A 15,422-nucleotide genomic window follows, 5' to 3' on the forward strand; every position below is an offset into this window, starting at 1 on the left:
GTGCCTTGACATTGCCGACTCCACGCGCCGAGTTGGTGTGACCGCGCCGCCGTAGGAGTGCCCGACAAGCACGACCGGTTCGTCGATCGTCCGCGGGACCGAGCGAATGTCGTCGGCGTCGCCGGTGAGACCGCGGAGCGGATTCGCCGCAGCGACGACCGGATGTCCGAGGCGCTGGAGATCCGCGATATCCGTGCTCCAGCCGCTGGAATCGACGAAAGCGCCACCAGCCCGGCGTGCGGGACACGGCCAGACCGGAGGCGATGGCCGCGGACCACACCTCCACCCCGATCTCGCGGCACTCGGACAACAGTGCTCGCAGCCGCGTGGGATCGGTGACGGTCAGCCCTGTGTACGCCAGCAGGCCTTGCGCTATGACCTGCTCGGTCAGCTGGGGGCTGACGTGCGCAAGCAGCCCCGCGGCGGTCAGTATCCGACGGTGAAACGCCGGTTGAGGTACCGGAGGTTCTCGGCCCGGACGGCAAGCGGCTCAGCGAGTGAACAGCTGGGGGTTCTTGCGGACGAAATCGGCTACTCCTGCAGCGGACCGCCCGGTGACCTCTGCCATGCCGTCTGCCTGGCGGTCATAGCGGCCCGCCACGTGCAGGCGAGCCATGGTGGAGATGTGCTGGAAGACGTGGTCCGGCAGTCCCAGCGCGCCGAGATCGTTGTCGAGCCATTCCTGCAACGGGACGTCGGTGTAGCCGACCGTGCGGTGCAAAGCACCGGAAATTTCCGCGGCCAAAGCGGCGATGTCCTGTGATCGAGGACCGGTCAGCTCATAGATCCGGCCGATGTGCCGGGCCGGGTCGGCCAGAATCTCCTCGACGACCGCGGCAACGTCACCGGCGGCGATCGGGGAGGTTTTCGCCTCACCGAAGGGCCACCTGATGGTGCCGTCCTTGGCGATCGAGGAAATCGCCGTCTGGAAGAGCGGGTTCTCCAGGAAGACGGTGGGCCTGACCTGGACCACGGGCAGGCCCGACCAGTCGAGTACCTGCTCGACCAGCCACTGCTGTCGATGCTGATGCGACTCGGAGCCGCTGGTGGCGTCCATCTCGGAGACGGTCAGTTGCGACATGTTCACGAACGCCTCCAGCCCTCCATAGGCGCGCGCAACCGCGGCTGTGGTCACGGCGGCCAGCAGATACTGTGCCGACACGGCCATGCCGAAATACACCCGCCCGCAGCCGTCGAGGGCGTCGGCGACATCACGGGCACGCGTCAGATCTCCCACCACGACTTCGGCGCCCATGGCGCGCAGCGCCTGGGCACGGTGGTCGTCCCGGCGCACCAGAGCACGGACCTGGAGGCCCCGGCGCCGAAGGCCTTGGACCACGGTCCTGCCGACGGCCCCCACGCTGCCCGCAGCACCGGTCACCAGAATGGGCCGCACGCCTGCTTCCGCGCTGTCGTCCACGGAAGCAGCCTGCGGCCCGCACGACCAGGGCGCAACCGGGGTGACGTCCAGCCCTCGGACCACCCCAGGGAACGCTGCTCCTGAGACGATCGAATCCTCGCGGGCAGAGACCAGGGTGTGTCCCGCTCCGCGCTGACCAATGATGGCTCTCCGCCGACTCGCCGGAAGCCCGGCCGTGGAGCCCCGACCCGATCCTCAGGACCTGAGCATTGACGACCTCGGGGACGGCTGGAGCGATCAGACGATCTTCCAGATGATCGCGTCGTTGATGCCTGGGGCCCGGGCGGTACTGCGCCGGGTCACCGAGGTGGGCGGGAGCGCCTTCCATCCCACAACCGAGGATCACTCCGACGCGGTTGCGGTCCCGCGAGGCTCAGGCCGTGAGGCCCTCCATCGCCACGGGAAGGTGGCGTGGGCCGCGCAGTACGGCGTTGGCGCGGTACGGCGGCGGGTCCTCCAGCAGCCCGGAGAACTTCACCCGGCGGAACAGTTCGGGCACGGCCAGATGCAGTTCTATGCGGGCGAGAGAGGCGCCGAAGCAGTAGTGGATGCCGGTGTAGAAACCCAGGTGCTCGTTGTCCCTGCGGTCGGGGTCGAACCGGTCGGGGTCCTTGAAGCGTTTGGGGTCGCGGTTGGCCGCGGCCAGCATGAGCCAGACCGGCGAGCCCTTGGGAATGGTGGTATCGGCGACGTCGATGTCGGCCAGGGCGGTGGTCCACGGGACGAACTGGACCGGGGGCTCGTAGCGCAGCACTTCCTCGATGAGGGGGACGGCCAGGTCCGGATCCTTCTGGAACCGGTCGAGGACGTCGGGGTGGCGCAGCAGCGTGAGGGTGGTGTTGGTGATCGCGTTGACGGTGGTCTCGTGGCCGGCGACCAGGAGCAGCACGGCGGTGGCCTCCAGGTCCGCCGACGTCATGGCGGGGGCCAGCGCGCTGAGGATGCCGGAGCCCGGGTGGCGGCGTTTGGTCTCGATGAGGTCGGACAGGTAGGCACCCAGTTCCTGGCGCGCCCGCTGCCCCTTTTCCTGGCCGCTGTCGTCGCCGGGGCGGGGATCGAGCGCCGAAGCCAGGGCGTCGGCCCAGCCGTGGAAGCGCGGTTCGTCCTCGCGTGGCACGCCGAGGACCTTGCAGATGGCGGTGACGGGAAGGGGGTAGGCGAAGTCGTCGACGATGTCGACCTGGTCCTTGCCCTCGAAGGCGTCGAGCAACTCGGTGACGACCTTGGTCAGTTCTGCGCGCAGGCCGTCGAGGAATCCGGGGCTGTGCGGGGGCCCGAACGGCCGGTTGACGGTGTCGCGGAGCCGGTCGTGCACGGGTGGGTCGGTGAAGATGAAGCTGGGCGGCAGGCCGGTCTCCGGGTCCGGTTGTCCGGTGCGGGCGTAGCCGGCAGGGCGGTTGCTCGTGTCGTTGCTCAGCCGCGGGTCGTTGGCCAGGCTCCGCACCTCGTAGTAGGTGCTGACCAGGTAGGTGCCGTCGTCCTCCCGCCTGACCGGTTGCTTGCGCAGTTCCGCGTAGAGCGGGTAGGGATCGGCCCGGTTGGCGTAGTCGGTGATCTGCGCGGCGATGGTGCCGGACGTCATGGTGTCTCCTGAGGGCTCCGGGCGGTGCAGGGCCGGTGATCAGGCATGTGCCGGAACGAACGCGACACGCCGCTCGCTCGGCGAGTGACCCGTCAGCGTGACCGTGGCGCCGTGGGTGGGCAGATGGGGGTCGGGGAAGGCCGGGTCGACCGGATGCAGCGTCTCGGTCCGGCGGTCGACCGTGCGGTACTCCGGGGGGAACGGCGCGCCGGCCGCGATCTGCTGCTCGTAGAACCCCAGCCACTTGGCCCCGTCGAAGGACGCCGCGGCGATGACGCGGCCGCGGTACCCGTACACCGCGACGAACCGCTCCTCGGCGAGTGCCCCCTGGGCGACGACCAACTGGTCGCCCAGCGAGGGCACGCCCACCGACTTGATGTTGACGCCGAACTGGGAGGACCAGAACATCGGCAGCCACAGGTGCGGACGGCGATCCGGACCCGCACAGATCATGTTGTGGGCGGCGATCTCGGCCTGTTCGACCGCGTTGCCCCAGTGCTCCAGCGCCAGGAACTGGTAGTCGAACAGCGGGTGGGGGCTGCGGGCGACGTCACCGGCGGCGTAGATGTCGTCGGTCACGATGCCGTTGACGTCGAACACCCGGCACCCGGCGTCGCACGCGATCCCCCGAGGACCTGCGGCCACCCCCGACCCGGCGAGCCATTCCGTGTTCCGCAGGGCACCCAGCGAGACGACCGCCACCTCCACGTCGATCGCCGAACCGTCGGACAGATGGGCCCGCTTGAGCCGCCCCACATCGTCACCCTCCAGGGCGGTGACGCTGACGCCGCAGCGCAGGTCGACCCCGTGCGCCCGCTGCAGCCGCTCCGCGACCGCGCCGACCACCCCGCCGAGCGCGCCCACCAGCGGTGCCGGGCCGCGTTCGGCGACCGTGACCTCGAGGCCCAACTCCCGGCAGGCGGAGGCGACCTCGGAGCCCGTGAAACCGGCGCCGATCACCAGCACCCGGGACACGCCACCGGTCAGCTTGCGGTGCAGGCGGGCGGAGTCGTCGCGGGTACGCAGCCCGAACACCCCGTCCAGCGCGGCCTCTTCCGGGTGGAACCAGGGCCGCGCTCTGGTCCCGGTGGTGATCAGCAGGCGGTCGTAGGGGACGGTGTCGCCGTTCGCCAGGCGTACCTGTTTGGCGGCCCGGTCCAGGCTCTCGGCGGCGACGCCCAGACGCCAGTCGGCGTCGATGTCGCGCCGCCGCGGCAGCGCGGTGTCCTCGGGCCGGGCGCGCCCGAGCAGTGCCTGCTTGGACAACGGCGGCCGGTCGTAGGGTTCGTACGGCTCGTCGCCGATCATGGTCAGCGATCCGGTGAATCCCTTGTCGCGCAAGGTCTCCGCCGCGCGCAGACCGGCCAGCGAGGCACCGACGACGACGATGCGGCCCTGGCGCCGCAGGGCCTGGACGTCCGTGTCAGCCGACATGGGGCTCCACACCCTTCGTCGGCTCGTCGGAGTAGTCCACGAGGATGGCCTGGACCGGGCAGGCGGCAGCGGCCTTCTCCACCCGGTCGCGTTGTGCCTCGTCGAAGCGTGGGGAGAACAGCAGTGCTTCCTCGCCGTGGAGGGAGAAGACGTCCGGGGCGAGGAAGACGCACTGGGCGAATCCCTGGCACCGGTTGAGATCGACGACAAGCCTCATCTGGAACCCGCTCCCTGATCAGGCCACGGTCCCCCGGTGCGTCCGCGGTCCACGCCCCAAGCTCCGCAGCCTTTGCGCTCGGTCCACACGATCGGTCGGCATGCCTCTCCTTCAGCATCGGCTTCTTCCGAGCGGTCGGCAAACGGGAAACGGCGGCTCGGGAAGCCGTCCCTCGGTCGATGGGGATCGGTTGGTTCCTACTGCCCAGACACGGTTTCGCTCATGGTGAGGGCCGGATACGGCGTCTTGTGCCCGCTCTGCGGTCGAGGCGTGTGCACCAGGGCCTCGATGATCCCCGTCGCGGCGAAGCCGCGACAGTGCCGGCCGGTGCCGTCGAACCGGTCCAGGGCGATCCGGAGAAGGCGTGGGTGCCAAGCGAAGATCTCGCTGCGGGACATGCACTCCAGGCGGGTGTATACCGATACGTATGGGCGCGGGGCGTGTGCCGGTGGACCGCCTCCCGGAGCAGCAGCTGGGCCGCAGGCTGGTGGCGATCCCCCTTGCGCTGATCGTCGTGATCACCGTGGTGGACATCCATTCCCCGCCGGACGTCCACCTGGGCCCCTTGCTGGTGATAGCCCCGGCCCTGACCGCGTCCCTGGCCGGGCCGCGACTGACCGCCCTCGTCGGAGCACTGGCCGTGGCCGCCCAGGTGCTCATCGCCGTGTTCCACGGCGGACTGACCACACCCAACCACCTCTCGCAGATCACTGGCTTGACCCTGCTGTCCGCCCTGGTCGTCTTCGTCTGCCACGTGCGCGAGCGGCGCAGCCGGGAGCTGAACCGGGCGCGGTCGGTGGCCGAGACGGCGCAGCTCGTGCTGCTGCGGCCACCACGCCGCCGGATCGGACCGCTGCGGGTGGCGTGGCTGTACCTGGCAGCCGAGGACGAGACCCGTATAGGCGGCGACCTGTTCGCGATCGCCCGCTCCGACCGCGGCACCCGCGTGATCATCGGCGATGTCCGCGGCAAGGGACTGGCCGCCATCGGCGAGGCATCCATGGTGCTGGGCGCGTTCCGCGAGGGCGCGCACCGCTATGACACCCTGCCCGAACTTGCCGCGGGCCTTGAGGCGAGCGTCTGCAGAAGCCTGGAAGACGTCGCAGACACCGAGCACGACCGGGGCGAGCACTTCATCACCGCTCTCCTGCTCGACATCCCCGACCACGACGCACAGGTCGAGATGATCAACATGGGCCACCCACCGCCCCTGCTGCTGCACGACCACCAGGTCACCGTCCTGCACGCACGGCGCCCGGTACCCCCCTTGGGCATGTGCGAACTGTCCGTCCCCAGCCACCGCGCCGACCCCTTCACGTTCGAGGACGGCGACACGCTGCTGCTCTATACCGACGGCGTCATCGAAGCCCGCTCGCCCAAAGGAGCCTTCTACCCCCTCACCGAGCACGCCGCCTCCGCGCCCACGTCCGGACCCGAAGCCCTGATCCGCTACATCCACCACGACCTGCTGAACCACATCGGCCACGAACCCGGAGACGACGCCGCTCTCCTGGCCATCGAACGCTACGGCGCCCACCACCTCCACCGACCGCACACCACGGCCCGCTCCGTCGACAGCCGCCGTCGACCCGGCTCCGGCTCAAAGCCGGTTGCGGAGGACGACCGCCGCCGGGGGTCTCACGCCGTCCGCCACCACGCGACCGCGCTGGTCGCAGCCATCAACGAGTGGCTATGACCAGCATTCCTGTACTTCGCAGTGAGCTACCGCGACGCGCGCGGCGCGGGGATCAATGCGTGAGTCTCCGTCCGCCGTCATGCCGGTGTCGCGCCGCCTTGGCGCAGTCATGGCCCATCACAAGATCAGCCCGGCATGCAGGTCGTCCGCGAAGCCAGCCGTGTCCGTGAGCCCGAAGGCCACGCGCTGGAGCAGGAATCCGTGCAGCAGCCCCATCACCACGCGGGCTGCGCGGTCCGGGTCCATGGCGGCGGGCACTGCGCCCGCGGCCCGGCCGCGGCGCAGAGCGTCGGCGACAGTGGCGCGGGCCTTTTCGAAGCCCTCCGCGGCCGGGCCGCGTACCTCGTCGTTGCGCAGCACCTCCGCCCACGTCTGCACGACGCAGCGCAGCAGTTCCTCCACTGGGACCTCGTGCCCCGCCGCGTCCTGCACCGTCTCGCCGCTGATCGTGTCGAGCGCGGCGGCCACCAGTTCCGCGACGGACGGGGCGTCCGCGCTCTCGGCCAGCCGCTCGACCGGTTCGAAGATCAGCCGGAACGCGTCGCCCGTGATAGCGAGGATGATCTCCTCCTTGCTGGTGAAGTAGCGGTAGGGCGCGCCGGCCGAGACGCCTGCCTCCGCGGCGATGTGCGGCATCGAGGTCTGGTGGAACCCGTCTCGGGCGAAGCAACGACGGGCCGCAGCGACGATCTCCGCACGCTTCGCCTCGCGGCGCTCGGCTGTGATGCGTGGCATGGTCGCCTCCTTCATCGTGAATGAACATTCATCTTGACAGCTCTACCGTTCCGGGAACACCCTAAAGTGAACGTTCATTTACGGAAGCGGGCCACTCCACGGACTCCCGGAGAGGAGATCGACCGATGAACACCAAGCTGAGCATCGGCGTCTACGCCTACGAGCACACCGAGGCGCTGTTCGACGGCCGCGTCACGGTCGACGGGGTGGACGCGACGTTCGAGACGGCACCGCTCGTGTCGGACATCTTCCGCCGCGCCGTCGAGGGACACTACGACCTCGCCGAGTTCGGACTCACCTACTTCCTGCGCACCTTCGACCTCCACGACGCGCCGTTCCTGGCGCTGCCGATCCTGCCCAACCGCAACTTTCGCCACTCGGCGATCTTCGTGAACACCGCCCGCGGGATCGTGAAGCCGCAGGACCTGGCCGGCAGGACCGTCGGCGAGTTCGCCCTCTACGGCCACGACGCCGGGATCTGGCCGAAGGGCATCCTGGCCGACGAGTACGGCGTGACCCCCGACCAGTGCCGCTGGGTCATCGGCGGCACCAACCACCCCGTCCCCGCCTTCGACTGGGTCCCGCAGCCCGTCCCGGACGGCGTCGACGTGCGCCGCGCGGAGGACGGCCAGACCCTGGGCGCCATGCTCGAATCCGGCGAGATCGACGCACTGATCTCCGTCGACGTACCGCAGGCGGTGCTGGACGGCTCCCCGAAGGTCGCCCGCCTGTTCCCCGACTACGAGGCCGTGGAGCGTGACTACTACCGCCGCACCGGGATCTTCCCCCCTATGCACATCATCGCGATCCGCAGGGAACCGGCACATCGGCCGGGCCTCGCACGGGCCGTGTACGACGCCTTCACGCAAGCCAAAGAACTCGCCCAGCGCAAGTACCTCGACGACGCCACGAAGCAGCACATGAGCGTCATCACGCCGTGGTTCAGCACGCTGTTCGAGGAGAACCGTCGGCTGCTCGGCGACGACTGGTGGCCCTACGGCGTCGCCGCGAACCGCAAGGCCATCGACACCTTCTTGCGCTACCACCACGAGCAGGGCCTGTCGAAGCGAAAGCTGACGTGCGAGGACATCTTCGTGCCGGAACTCCTCGACACCTGAGTCGAGCGGCAACGGCGTTTCGAGCTCATCGATCCGAGAAGGCGAGACTGGCCGTCGTCACGACCACCTGCCGATTTGCTATGACCAGCACTTTCGCAACAGGCCCTGCGGTACACCGATGGCGGTGGGCTGACCAGTGGCGTCCTGTTCTTCCGCTCGATTCGGGCCTCGAAACAGACTCGGGGTCCGTTGGGGGTGTCGACCCTGGCCTTGTACTTGGCGGCCATCGAGCTGCTGATCGCGACGAGGGGCCTCGTCGCCGAGTGATCCGGCCGTGGGGAGCGACCGGACCCGAGGACCTCCGGGCGCATGGCCCAGCCCGTTCACGGCTTTACGACGTCTTCCCGTCGAGGGAGGCCGGGGTGCCGCAGTGCTCGTTGCCGTCGGTCAGGTCGTCGCGCACCAGGACCAGGAGTTGTGTCAGCTGCGAGCGTTGAGTGTCAGTCAGCGATCGGAAGAGGTCGTCTTCCACCTCCTGCTGCGCGGCTGCCGCGTCTCTCAGCCGCTGCTGTCCCGCGTCCGTCAGCACGACCAGGTGGCGGCGCCGATCGCGAGGGTCACGCGTGCGCGTCACCAGTCCCTCGGCCTCCAGTGGGTTGAGCTGCGTGACGAGCACGCTGGCCGCGGTATCCGTTTCGGTGGCCAGGTCGGTCTGCGCCAACGGACCGCGATCGTGGAGCAGCCCGAGGACGTGGAACTGCCGCGGGGTCAGGCCATTGGCGGTGTGCGCATCCCTCAGGCGGCGCATGGCCTCGTGCCCCAGGAGGGCGAGCATGAGGCCGGGGCTGTTGCGGTGCTCGCCGAGTAGCACCCGACCGGTGGAGGTAACCGAGGTCACCCGCTCACTTTACCTCACGAGATCGTATAGGTTGCTAAACGAATGATGTACGTGAACTATTAAGCGACTGGAAATCCTTCTGCCTCCGCACTACCACCCTTCATCCGAGGAGCGCCATGTCTCCCTCCCGTCCGACCCTGCTCCCCGATCCGAGTGCGGATCTGGGACTGCACGGGGCACGCGCCGTCGTCACCGGAGGAACCCGCGGCATCGGCGCCGCCACCGTGCGCCGTCTGGTCACGGCCGGCGCGCACGTGGCCGCCGTCGCCCGCAACCGGGCCGAAGTCCCGGCCGGAGTGCACATCGTGACCGCCGATCTGAACACTCCCGGCGGGGTCGAGCAGGCGGCAGCAGCAGCGCTCGACCTTCTGGGCGGCGTCGACGTGCTCGTCGACAACGCCGGACGTAACACCCAGGTACCCGACGGCGTCCTCGCCGCGACCGACGAGGACTGGCTGGCCAACCTCGAGGCCAACCTGCTGGCCGCCGTCCGTCTTGACCGCGTCCTCGTCCCGCACATGACCGCACAGGGCCACGGGGCAGTCGTCCACGTGTCATCGAACGCCGCCCGTTACCCTCAGCCCAACGGCGCTCCGTACGCCGCCGCCAAAGCCGCCCTCAACGCCTACAGCAAGAGCCTCGCACTCGCCTGCGGCCCGCACGGCGTGCGCGTCACCGCGGTCATGCCCGGAGTCATCGAGACCGACGCTGTGGAAGCAAGCCTGCGGCAGGCGGCAGAACGCAGCGGCCGCGGCCTGGACACCATCCGCGAGGAGTTCCACCAGCGCCTCGCCGCCCCACTCGGCCGCCCCGGGCGGCCCGAAGAAGCCGCAGAGCTGATCGCCTTCCTCGCTTCCCCGCGCGCCTCCTACCTCACAGGCATCACCATTTCGGTCGACGGAGGGATCCTCCCCACCCTCTGACGAGACGTCGAGGCCCTCCTCCGACACCAGTGGCCCATTCGCTTCCTGCGCAGCGGAGGCCGGTTACAGCTGGCATCGGCGGCTGACTGCGGATCAGGAACTCGGGCGCACGTCGTGCCTACCGGCCTTCGACGCGGAAATCCCCCGGGCGGTCGCCTGCCCCACTTCGATCCGAGCGAGGCCCCTCGCCGCCAACGAATGCCGCCAAATCTCCGAGAGCGGATGTTGGTCAGCGGCGAGAGCACCGTGTGGAGCCGAGAATCGGTGTCGTCGAGAATCGAGAGCACTCGGGTGCTTGTCTCGGGGTCGCGGTTGTGCTTGGCCTTGAGGGTGGGCTGTCGCCTCCGGAATTCGGCCGGTTCCGGGCCCTCCGGCATGGTGCCTCGCTGACGAGGAAGACCTTCAGCCGTGAGAGGCGATCGACCGCGTGCCGGCGTGCGGGTGGATGTGCGTCACCCCGTACGGATGAGAGTGCACCGGCATGGTGGCGGAGTCGGGTCGTGTCCGTGAGCCGACTGTCGTCGGTTCGAGGTGTCGGCAGGGGCGGCCGCTCGGGACCGCCCCTGCCTGCGCTGGATCAGGATGCTTGCGTGACCCGGCGGAAGAGGCGGCCGGCGAGGTCGATGCCTGTGACTGCGCCATCGGCGTCGCGGGAGAAGTAGCCGCGCTGCCCCTCGAGGCCGCCTTCGGTGACGATGTACTCGTCTCCGTCGCCGGGAAGGAAGCCGATGTCCGCGGCCGGGTGGTCCGGGGGCATTTCCTCGTCCGATGCCTCGCGGATCTCCGGCTTGATGCCGACCGCCAGGGTGAGGCGGGTGCCGTCGGTGGCGATGTCGAGGTTCATGGCGTCGATCTCGTAGCGGCCGACGACCTGTTGGGCGTGCCCCTCGTCGTACGCGACCGGCTCCGCCGTCTTCTCGACGACGCCGAGGCAGTGCTCGAGCGCCCACCGCACGACGGACTGGTTGAAGGGGTAGCCGTCCGGGCCGGCGTTGGCCAGGGCGACCACCGCGAAGTTGCGCTCGGGCACGATGAGCAGCTCGGCGAACTGGCCGTTGCCCGAGCCGCCGTGGCCGATGGCGTGCAGGCCGTCCAGGTCGTGCAGGAACCAGCAGATGCCGAAGCCGTCGCCGAGTGTGCTGGCGCGCAGTCCGACCGTCTGCTCCCGCATGCGGTGCAGTTCTGCGGCGGGCAGCACGCCCTGGCCGTCGCCGAGGTGGAACCGTGCCCAGCGCAGCAGGTCGCTCGCCGTGGAGGCGAGGCCGCCGCCGGGGTTGTCGGCGCGCGCGCCTTCCCTGAAGGCTGCCCAGGGCCGGGCGGGGCGCAGTTCGCCGTCGTCGCCGCGGTTGTGGCCCACGGCGAATTTGCGGACCATCACCTCGGACAGGCCGTACACGGTGTCCGCAAGGCCCACCGGTTCCAGGACGAGCGAGGCCACGGCCTGTTCGAAGGGCAGGTCTGTGACTTTCTCGATGATCCGTCCGGCCAGGTTGTATCCGGCCTGGCTGTAGGAGGCGCGGGTCCCGGGCGGTGCGATCAGCGGCAGCTGGGGCAGCTTCGCCACGAGGCCGGCCAGGGAGCGGTCGCCCTCGCCGTCGTCGATCAGGTTCCAGTCCAGGCCCGCGGTGTGGTTGAGCAGGTTCAGCACGGTGATCTGCGCCGCGGCCTGCTCGTCGGCGAGCTTCAGCTCGGGCACGTAGTGCCGTACCGGCGCGTGCAGGTCCACCTTTGCCTCGGCGGCCAGGCGCATCAGCGCGGTCGCCGTGAAGGTCTTGGACACCGACGCCACAGGGAACAGCGTCTTCTCGTCGACCGGCATCGGGTTGCCGAGGCTCGTCACGCCGTGCGAGGCGTAGATCTCCCGGCCGTCCAGGAGCACTCCGACGGCGACACCGGGAATGCCGAACTCCGCGGCCTGCGTGTTGACGAACTCCGGCAGCTTGTCCTGCAGCATTGTTCCCCCTCCGGGTACTTGAACTAAGTACGAGAGACAGTGTGGACCACGGCTCGAACAAAGTGCAAGACGTGACGTGAACTAAGTGCAAGTAGGGTGGTGGCCATGTCACGAGACACACTGACCGCAGACCGGATCGTCCGAGCGGCCATCGAGCTGCTCGACGACGAGGGACTGGACGGCCTCAACATGCGCAGCCTGGCCAAACGGCTCGGCTCGGCCGCCACGGCCGTCTACTGGCACATCAAGACCAAGGACGACCTGGTCCGACTCGCCAGCGACGCGATCTGGCACGAGGTCGAGCCGCCCGACCTCGACGCCACCGACTGGCGCACGGCCGCCACCACCCATGCCACCGGCATGCACACGATGCTCACCCGGCACCCCTGGCTCGTCCAGGCATTCGGCAGCCACCTCCTCCACGGACCCGGCCAGGCCCTGCACAACGACCTCAGCCTCGCCATCTACGAAAAGGCGGGCTTCGCCGCCGCCGACGCGGACCAGGCGGCCGCCACCGTTCTCACCTTCGTACTCGGCAGCGCGCTCGGCCCCGCCGCACAGGTCTCGCTGAACCGCCGGCTGAGCAAGAACGGCGCAGACGCCGAGCAACTCATGGCCGACGCCATGACACGCGCCACCGAGACCGCCATGCAATTCCCGCGCCTGCGCGAACGCCTCGGCACCACGGCCGCCACGGAATACACCGCAGCGCCCGACAACACCTTCGCGTTCGGCCTTCAGTCCCTCCTCGACGGCTTCGAGGCCCGCCTCACCGCCGGTGGCGCCAATCGGCCCGAGTGACCGCCCCGGACAACACCCGCCCGACCAGCCCACCACCCCTTTTCCCAGCCCCGCGCCGACCCACGCGCAGGGCGAGGCAAGGCAGACCGGACACCGACGTGGCCGGATCCAGCTCGCTCCACACGGCGACATAGCGCTGCACGATCCGGTCGACGTCGATTGCGGTGGTCTGCGACATGGTGGGTCGACTCCCTTGTCCGGTGCGTGATCGGCCGGGTTCCGGCCGTCGGCACCAGGCTCCCGGCGGCCGTCGCGGGAGGGCCAAGGCAGCAGTGCCGCCGAACTCTCCCCCTGCGGGAGGCCGCACCATCGGCGGTGATCAACTACCTGTCGATCGGGGACTTCTCCCGCGCCACCCACATGACCGCCAAAACCCTGCGCCATTACCACGAGATCGGGCTGCTGGAACCGGCCGGCATCGATCCGCAGACCGGCTACCGGCGCCACTCGGCCGAGCAGATCCCCTCCGCCCAGGTCGTGCGGCGCTTCCGTGACCTCGGAATGCCCCTGGAGGTGATCCGGACCGTCCTGGCCACCTCCGACGTCCCCACCCGCAACCGGCACATCAACGCGCACCTGCACCGACTGGAGGAGGAGCTGGGCCGCACCCAGCGCGCGGTGGCGGCACTGCGCGACCTCCTGCCTCCGCCAGTCGCCGTGGACTCGCCCGCGATCGAGCTGCGCAGCGTCGGCGCTGTCCAGGCCGCGGCGATCACAGCGACCGTCGATGCCCAGGACGCCGGAACGTGGTTCCAGGGCGCCCTTGGCGAGCTGTTCGCGACCGTGGCGGGCCAGGGGCTGAGGGAGACCGGCCACGCCGGCGGCGTGTACGCGGACGAGCTGTTCACCCCGCACCGCGGGCAGGCCACCGTCTTCGTGCCCTGCGACGGCCCCGTCCGGCCGGTCGGCCGGGTCACACCGCTGCTGGTCCCGGCAGTGGAGCTCGCCGTGATCGAGCACTGCGGGCCGCCCTCCGAGGTCGACCGCGCCTACGGCACGCCGGCCGCCCACGTCGCGCGCCACACGCTCGCCGTGGCCGGCCCGATCCGTGAGTACTACCTGGTCGGCCAGCGCCACACCTCGGACAGCGCACCATGGCGGACCGAAATCTGCTGGCCGGTCTTCCGCACCGGTGTCGCCGACCCGCAGACAGCTTGCTGGAGCTCATGCGCCGACACGCAGGTGCTGCCACTCAGACGACCGCCGGGCTGCTCGGCCCGGCCACGGCCGATGGGCTCCGCCAGGCGCGCCGTGCCGGCGTGGGGACGGCGGTGACCCTGCTCGCGATCGACCTTTTGTATGTGCCCCGGCGCCGGATCCGCCCGACCTACCTGCTGGACGCGGCCATGCAGGCCGGATGGCTGACGGCATGGCTTCGCTGCGGCCGACTGACGGGGTCGGCGAGCGCATGAGTCTCCCCTCTGCGTGCCGCGGATGATCAGCGCCAGGAGTAGAGCGCGGCACGCGCAAGGTGCGGTGGCACGGAGCGCGCCACGCGCGGGAAGCCGATGCCCTGCGAACCAGCGCACCGCGTCATTCGGGAGGAATGCGGAACTCGAATTCGGGACGGTCCCACGGCACGGCGGGCGGGTTCGCGAGCGCGGTCCCGGTCCGCACTGCGCCGGTGCGGTGGTAGAAGTCCTGCGCGGGAAGATGCGACACGACCTTGACACGGTCGAGCCCGGCGGCACGGGCCTCGGACTGCATGTGCGCGACGAGGAGTCGTCCGATACCCCGTCCTTGCACGTCGTCGGCGACGAACAGCAGGTCGAGCTCCGGTGGAGCGAGGACGAGCGAGTAGAACCCGAGCACCCGGCCTCCATGCTCGTCGGCGCCGACGGCGACGAAGGCGCGGTGGGCCTCGATGTAATCAGGACCGACCCGGTAGCCCGCGACTGCCGCCGCGTACTTGCCCTCGTAGGCGCCCGAGGCGCGCACGAGCCGCGTGAGCCGTTTGGCATCCCGCGCGACGGCCCTCCGTATCGTGACCGGCCGGCTGATCGGAGTAGTACGTGAACTCATCGGGCCGAGTATTCCGCACCAGGCAGTGCCTTCGTGCGGCGGGCCGGCCGCCCGGGCACGCGTTCCCGCACCGCTCCCGGGACCCACTCGCCCAGGCCCCGACCGACCACGTCACCCGTCATTCGCGCGAGGTCCGGGTCGTCCCACGGCTCGGGAACCTCACTGCGCGGGCACCGCTTCACTTCGGCGATGAGCTCGTCCGCCTTCGAGGCGAGCTCATGCGCGGCACGGGACATGAGAGCGTCGGCCGTGGGGTCCACACAGACGACGCTACGCCGAACGGGAGGCCCGTGACCGCTGACGGGCCTCCGGGAGGCGGCACACATCCCGGCCCGTCAGCCTGCGGCCATCGCCACCCCGGCGTATGCCACCGCTGCCAGGGCCGGCACGGTTGCGGGCAGGGCACGCGCGGGCGGATCTCCGTGGCGCAGGTGTACCACCGCCGCTGCGGCCATCAGCAGCGCCAGCCCCGCCGCGGCACCAACGCCGAGCGGGGACGAGGCAGGTCCGAGCAGCACGCCGACGGCACCGGCCACCTCCAGGGTCCCCGACGATGCGGTAGAGCCCGGTCGTCATGCCCAGGTGCGCCGCCGCCCGGCGCATGAACGGCACCGCAGCGATCTTCGCCAGACCCGGCGGGACGAAGACCAGGGCCAGGGCGACGGCGAGGGTGATGCGTGCC

16 protein-coding genes and 1 pseudogene are annotated in these 15,422 nt (G+C 70.0%); 6 read left to right on the forward strand and 11 right to left on the reverse strand.

The genetic code is table 11. From position 1 onward, the window contains the following. The 6 genes and pseudogenes from BIV23_RS53800 to BIV23_RS02245 form a co-directional block, all read right to left on the reverse strand. Window positions 1-333: pseudogene (locus tag BIV23_RS53800) on the reverse strand (alpha/beta fold hydrolase); the annotation flags it as partial. Window positions 334-490: 157 nt separating this feature from the next. Then, window positions 491-1,420: an NmrA family NAD(P)-binding protein gene (locus BIV23_RS02225; RefSeq protein ID WP_107471051.1), complete on the reverse strand. Its 930-nt coding sequence runs from the start codon at window positions 1,418-1,420 to the stop codon at window positions 491-493. A 373-nt stretch (window positions 1,421-1,793) separates the two neighbouring features. Beyond that, window positions 1,794-3,002, reverse strand: coding sequence for a cytochrome P450 (locus tag BIV23_RS02230; protein WP_071378984.1), 1,209 nt, complete (start codon window positions 3,000-3,002; stop codon window positions 1,794-1,796). Between the two features lie 39 nt (window positions 3,003-3,041). Continuing rightward, a complete protein-coding gene (locus BIV23_RS02235) occupies window positions 3,042-4,436 on the reverse strand; it encodes an NAD(P)/FAD-dependent oxidoreductase (protein ID WP_071378985.1) in 1,395 nt (464 codons plus the stop codon). Then, complete coding sequence (locus BIV23_RS02240) at window positions 4,426-4,653, reverse strand: ferredoxin (RefSeq protein WP_071378986.1); 228 nt, start codon at window positions 4,651-4,653, stop codon at window positions 4,426-4,428. The genes BIV23_RS02235 and BIV23_RS02240 overlap by 11 nt, the downstream gene beginning before the upstream one ends. A 197-nt stretch (window positions 4,654-4,850) precedes the next feature. After that, a complete protein-coding gene (locus tag BIV23_RS02245) occupies window positions 4,851-5,051 on the reverse strand; it encodes a hypothetical protein (RefSeq protein WP_071378987.1) in 201 nt (66 codons plus the stop codon). A 29-nt stretch (window positions 5,052-5,080) separates the two neighbouring features. Between BIV23_RS02245 and BIV23_RS02250 the strand changes: the two genes are divergently transcribed. Then, window positions 5,081-6,349, forward strand: a complete 1,269-nt coding sequence (locus BIV23_RS02250) for a PP2C family protein-serine/threonine phosphatase (protein WP_079172883.1) — start codon at window positions 5,081-5,083, stop codon at window positions 6,347-6,349. A 117-nt stretch (window positions 6,350-6,466) separates the two neighbouring features. Here the strand turns inward: BIV23_RS02250 and BIV23_RS02255 are convergent, their stop codons facing one another. Then, window positions 6,467-7,084 carry a TetR/AcrR family transcriptional regulator gene (locus tag BIV23_RS02255; RefSeq protein ID WP_071379091.1) on the reverse strand — a complete coding sequence of 206 codons (618 nt, stop codon included), beginning with the start codon at window positions 7,082-7,084 and terminating at the stop codon, window positions 6,467-6,469. 125 nt (window positions 7,085-7,209) lie between these two features. Between BIV23_RS02255 and BIV23_RS02260 the strand changes: the two genes are divergently transcribed. Next, entirely contained in the window at window positions 7,210-8,202 is a 993-nt protein-coding gene (locus BIV23_RS02260) for a substrate-binding domain-containing protein (RefSeq protein ID WP_071378988.1), read from the forward strand. 331 nt (window positions 8,203-8,533) lie between these two features. Here BIV23_RS02260 and BIV23_RS02265 read toward each other — a convergent pair whose 3' ends face one another. Continuing rightward, window positions 8,534-8,977, reverse strand: coding sequence for a MarR family winged helix-turn-helix transcriptional regulator (locus BIV23_RS02265; protein WP_071379092.1), 444 nt, complete (start codon window positions 8,975-8,977; stop codon window positions 8,534-8,536). Between the two features lie 179 nt (window positions 8,978-9,156). Between BIV23_RS02265 and BIV23_RS02270 the strand changes: the two genes are divergently transcribed. Next, window positions 9,157-9,963 carry an oxidoreductase gene (locus BIV23_RS02270; RefSeq protein ID WP_071378989.1) on the forward strand — a complete coding sequence of 269 codons (807 nt, stop codon included), beginning with the start codon at window positions 9,157-9,159 and terminating at the stop codon, window positions 9,961-9,963. Window positions 9,964-10,540: 577 nt separating this feature from the next. Here BIV23_RS02270 and BIV23_RS02275 read toward each other — a convergent pair. Beyond that, complete coding sequence (locus BIV23_RS02275) at window positions 10,541-11,917, reverse strand: serine hydrolase domain-containing protein (RefSeq protein ID WP_071378990.1); 1,377 nt, start codon at window positions 11,915-11,917, stop codon at window positions 10,541-10,543. A gap of 105 nt (window positions 11,918-12,022) precedes the next feature. Here BIV23_RS02275 and BIV23_RS02280 point away from each other — a divergent pair, with 105 nt between their 5' ends. The 3 genes from BIV23_RS02280 (at window position 12,023) to BIV23_RS02290 (ending at window position 14,130) form a co-directional block, all read left to right on the forward strand. Beyond that, the gene (locus BIV23_RS02280; protein ID WP_071378991.1) at window positions 12,023-12,718 is read left to right on the forward strand and encodes a TetR/AcrR family transcriptional regulator; all 696 of its coding nucleotides are present in this window, start codon (window positions 12,023-12,025) and stop codon (window positions 12,716-12,718) included. A gap of 315 nt (window positions 12,719-13,033) precedes the next feature. Further along, a complete protein-coding gene (locus BIV23_RS02285; protein WP_071378992.1) occupies window positions 13,034-13,993 on the forward strand; it encodes a MerR family transcriptional regulator in 960 nt (319 codons plus the stop codon). Further along, window positions 13,990-14,130, forward strand: a complete 141-nt coding sequence (locus BIV23_RS02290; RefSeq protein ID WP_245790302.1) for a hypothetical protein — start codon at window positions 13,990-13,992, stop codon at window positions 14,128-14,130. Before BIV23_RS02285 ends, BIV23_RS02290 begins: the two co-directional genes overlap by 4 nt. A 121-nt stretch (window positions 14,131-14,251) precedes the next feature. Here the strand turns inward: BIV23_RS02290 and BIV23_RS02295 are convergent, their stop codons facing one another. Together BIV23_RS02295 and BIV23_RS51465 are read right to left on the reverse strand one after the other, a co-directional pair. Continuing rightward, on the reverse strand, window positions 14,252-14,740 hold the full coding sequence (locus BIV23_RS02295; protein ID WP_079172885.1) for a GNAT family N-acetyltransferase: 489 nt from the start codon (window positions 14,738-14,740) through the stop codon (window positions 14,252-14,254). 335 nt (window positions 14,741-15,075) lie between these two features. Further along, window positions 15,076-15,258, reverse strand: a complete 183-nt coding sequence (locus BIV23_RS51465; protein ID WP_245790304.1) for a DoxX family protein — start codon at window positions 15,256-15,258, stop codon at window positions 15,076-15,078. Between the last annotated feature and the right edge of the window lie 164 nt (window positions 15,259-15,422).

Origin of the sequence: Streptomyces monashensis, assembly GCF_001866665.1 — a bacterium.
GTDB classification, from domain to species: domain Bacteria; phylum Actinomycetota; class Actinomycetes; order Streptomycetales; family Streptomycetaceae; genus Streptomyces; species Streptomyces monashensis.

Excerpts from the sequence above, each read along its gene's own strand:
- BIV23_RS02260 (WP_071378988.1), top strand. The coding sequence starts at position 7,210 with ATGAACACCAAGCTGAGCATCGGCGTCTACGCCTACGAGCACACCGAG.
- BIV23_RS02275 (WP_071378990.1), bottom strand. The coding sequence starts at position 11,917 with ATGCTGCAGGACAAGCTGCCGGAGTTCGTCAACACGCAGGCCGCGGAG.
- BIV23_RS02255 (WP_071379091.1), bottom strand. The coding sequence starts at position 7,084 with ATGCCACGCATCACAGCCGAGCGCCGCGAGGCGAAGCGTGCGGAGATC.
- BIV23_RS02250 (WP_079172883.1), top strand. The coding sequence starts at position 5,081 with ATGGGCGCGGGGCGTGTGCCGGTGGACCGCCTCCCGGAGCAGCAGCTG.
- BIV23_RS02270 (WP_071378989.1), top strand. The coding sequence starts at position 9,157 with ATGTCTCCCTCCCGTCCGACCCTGCTCCCCGATCCGAGTGCGGATCTG.
- BIV23_RS02230 (WP_071378984.1), bottom strand. The coding sequence starts at position 3,002 with ATGACGTCCGGCACCATCGCCGCGCAGATCACCGACTACGCCAACCGG.
- BIV23_RS02240 (WP_071378986.1), bottom strand. The coding sequence starts at position 4,653 with ATGAGGCTTGTCGTCGATCTCAACCGGTGCCAGGGATTCGCCCAGTGC.
- BIV23_RS02280 (WP_071378991.1), top strand. The coding sequence starts at position 12,023 with ATGTCACGAGACACACTGACCGCAGACCGGATCGTCCGAGCGGCCATC.
- BIV23_RS02265 (WP_071379092.1), bottom strand. The coding sequence starts at position 8,977 with ATGCTCGCCCTCCTGGGGCACGAGGCCATGCGCCGCCTGAGGGATGCG.
- BIV23_RS02235 (WP_071378985.1), bottom strand. The coding sequence starts at position 4,436 with ATGTCGGCTGACACGGACGTCCAGGCCCTGCGGCGCCAGGGCCGCATC.
- BIV23_RS02295 (WP_079172885.1), bottom strand. The coding sequence starts at position 14,740 with ATGAGTTCACGTACTACTCCGATCAGCCGGCCGGTCACGATACGGAGG.
- BIV23_RS02245 (WP_071378987.1), bottom strand. The coding sequence starts at position 5,051 with ATGTCCCGCAGCGAGATCTTCGCTTGGCACCCACGCCTTCTCCGGATC.